The sequence below is a fragment of the Magnetospirillum molischianum DSM 120 genome, from assembly GCF_000294655.1.
Taxonomy (GTDB): Bacteria; Pseudomonadota; Alphaproteobacteria; order Rhodospirillales; family Magnetospirillaceae; genus Phaeospirillum; species Phaeospirillum molischianum.
On sequence record NZ_CAHP01000049.1, the window covers coordinates 1 to 2,880 of the forward strand.

A 2,880-nucleotide genomic window follows, 5' to 3' on the forward strand; every position below is an offset into this window, starting at 1 on the left:
TAGTCGTCCGTGAAAAATTCGGTTCAGCCCTCCGGGATCAGACGAGCTGAGCGTTCAGGTTGTGCCTTTCGGCCCTGAGGACGGCCCGGATCATGGACAACAAAAGCCTCAGCCAGCGGAGCAGGAGGCGGAAGTTGTGTCCGGCGCCGCAGAGGATGGCGTTGATGCGGTCGCCGCTCTTTCCCTTGAGGAAGTTCCGCCCGAGAAGGCCGTCGTTTTTCATGTGGCCGATGACGGGTTCGATGGCGCTGCGGCGGCGCAGTTCGCGGCGAATGGCGTTGGTCGGGGCCTTGTTGCCGGAGATCCAGACCTTGAAGCGATCGAGGCCGTGGCCGCGATAGCCCTTGTCGACATAGATGCGGCGGGCGGTGACGCCGGTCCAGGCTTCGGTGGCCTCGACGGCAGCCTTGAGGGTATGGCCGTCATAGGGGTTGCCGTGGCGAGCGTCGATATGCAGGACGAAGTGACCTCCGGCGGCCGGGCGGTTGGTGGTGGTGACGGTGACCTTGCAGCCGAATTCGTAGGGCTTGGCGGCCTTGCCCTTGCCGATGCATTCGACCTCGGGGGCGTGGAGGGAATAGACCTTCGGCAAGGGATCGCGGCGTTGTTGGGTCATCACCCGTTCGGCCAGCCACAGGGGGCGCTTGAAGGCGTCGGTCAGGGCCTCGTTGCCGGCGATCTTGCGGCGGATGTCGCGGATCACCCGCCCCAGATAGGTCTTCAGCCGCCGCAATTCGCGGCGCGCCCGGTTGAACTGCTTGGCGTGGGCGTAGCGGCCCTGCTTCATCGCCGCCCGCTTGCCGACGCGGGCGTAGCTCTGGCGAAGGCCGATGCCCCACTCTTGGGCCAGCGCCACCAACTTTTCCCGGGCCCGCTGCATCAGCTTGGCGTCGGTCGGGAAGGTCACCGCCTTGGGCTGAACGGTGGTATCGACCGTCACCCGCTCCATGTCTTCGGCCTGAAGAGCGCCGGCCCGGTGGGCGGCGGCCAGGCTCTCCTGCACCAGGGCCGACAGGTCATCGGCACCGATGCGCTGACGCCAGCGGGTCATCGAGGAGCGGTCCCACCGGCAGGGGCGTGCTGGAAGAAGGTTTCGCCGCAGAAATACTGGAAATACGGATCGCAGACCCAGCGATCGCACACCGCCTCGTCAGAGAGGCCGTACATGTGCTTGAGCAGGTGCAATCCCACAATCAGCCGGGTCGGAACGCCCGGGCGCCCCGTTTCCGCGTAAAGCGGCGCGAACCGCTCGTCGAAAAAGCCCCAGGCGACCAAACTCGCCAGCCGGANGGTAATCCCCCCATTTTTAGCGGGGGTTGGACATAGAACTCAGGCGGCCAATTTCAGTTTCTGGGCGGGTGTGATGCCGCCGATGCCCATATTGGGGCGGTCGTTGTTGTAGGTCCAGAGCCATTCTGTCGCTTGATCCTGCACCTCCGCGATGGTTTCGAAGAGGAACTGGCCCAGCCATTCATGCCGGACCGTCCGGTTGTAACGCTCGACATAGGCGTTCTGCTGCGGCTTGCCGGGCTGGATGTGTTGGAGGCCGATGCCGCGCGTCTCGGCCCATTTCATCAGCGTGCCGCTGATATATTCGGGACCGTTGTCGACCCGAATTGTCGCTGGCTTGCCGCGCCATTCGATAATTTGGTTCAGCATCCGGACAACCCGTTCTGCGGGCAGCGAAAAATCGACTTCAATGCCGAGCCCCTCCCGATTGAAATCATCCAGCACGTTGAGAAGCCGGAAAGCCCTGCCATCCTCCAGACGATCCGCCATGAAATCCATCGACCAGACCTGGTTGGGGGCGTCTGGTACCACCAGTTCGTCGGGCTTGTCGCGTTTGAGCCGCTTCCGGGGCTTGATGCGCAGGTTCAGTTCCAACGCGCGATAAATCCGATAGACCCGTTTGTGGTTCCAGTCATGCCCCTGGATATTGCGCAGATACAGGAAGCAGAGGCCGAACCCCCAGGTCTTTCTGGCCTGGGTCAGCCCGATCAAAAGGTCGGCGATCTGCTCGTTCTCGTCGGAGAGCCTCGGGCTATAGCGATAGCACGTCTCGCTGAGCCCAAACGTCCGGCACGCCAACGCAATACTGATCCCTCGTCGCGCCACAGCTGTCTCGGCCATCTCCCGGCGCTGGGATGGCCGGGTTATTTTTTTCCGAGAGCCTCCTTCAGCAATTCGTTTTGCATGCTGAGCTCGGCGAACATCTTCTTCAGCCGCCGGTTCTCGTCCTCCAGCCCCTTCATCTCCGAGATCATCGAGGCGTCCATGCCGCCGTATTTCGCCCGCCATTTGTAGAACGTCGCGCTGCTCATCTGGTGCTCGCGGCACAGCGTCAGGACCGGGATACCCTCCTCCGCCTGACGCAGGATCCCCATGATCTGGGCGTCCGTGAACCGACTCTTCTTCATCCGAATCTCCTCGTTCGCAAAACCGAGAAAATTCTACGTCCGCATCCCCTTATTTCCAGGGGGGATTACCCCGGGAGCCCGGTCATATCGGCCGGTCCAGCCTTCATTCAGGCTCACCTGTCCCGGTTGAACGCAAGCTTCGGCCTGTCCCTGCGCCGGGCGCCGGCCTATTCGTCGGTAAGGTTCATTTTGCAAGGTCTTGATGCCGACGAGATGGAGCGGGTATTCCGCCAACATGCCGCCGGTCTGGCGGAGCCAGAAGGCAAGACAGGCACCACGCCGTCGGCGGTTGCCATCGACGGCAAGACCCTGCGCGGCAGCTCCGACGCCTTCAACGACCGCAAGGCGGCGCACGTCCTGAGCGCCTTTGCCGTCGACCAGCGGATTATCCTCGGTCATCTCGCCATCGCCGAAAAGACCAACGAAATCCCTGCTGCCCAGGAGATGATTTCCGCGCTGGGCC

The 2,880-nt window shown here is 62.8% G+C and carries 1 protein-coding gene and 2 pseudogenes; 1 reads left to right on the forward strand and 2 read right to left on the reverse strand.

The genetic code is table 11. The features are described 5' to 3' along the window. Window positions 1-37: 37 nt before the first annotated feature. Window positions 38-1,287: pseudogene (locus PHAMO_RS16250) on the reverse strand (IS5 family transposase); the annotation flags it as partial. A 42-nt stretch (window positions 1,288-1,329) separates the two neighbouring features. Continuing rightward, window positions 1,330-2,417 (reverse strand): IS3 family transposase gene (locus PHAMO_RS16255; RefSeq protein WP_155801774.1). Its coding sequence is split into 2 segments (ribosomal slippage): window positions 1,330-2,156 and window positions 2,156-2,417, totalling 1,089 coding nucleotides; the frame shifts between segments, so codons are not numbered across the junction. 126 nt (window positions 2,418-2,543) lie between these two features. Between PHAMO_RS16255 and PHAMO_RS16265 the strand changes: the two are divergent. Next, window positions 2,544-2,880, forward strand: a pseudogene (locus PHAMO_RS16265) (hypothetical protein); the annotation flags it as partial.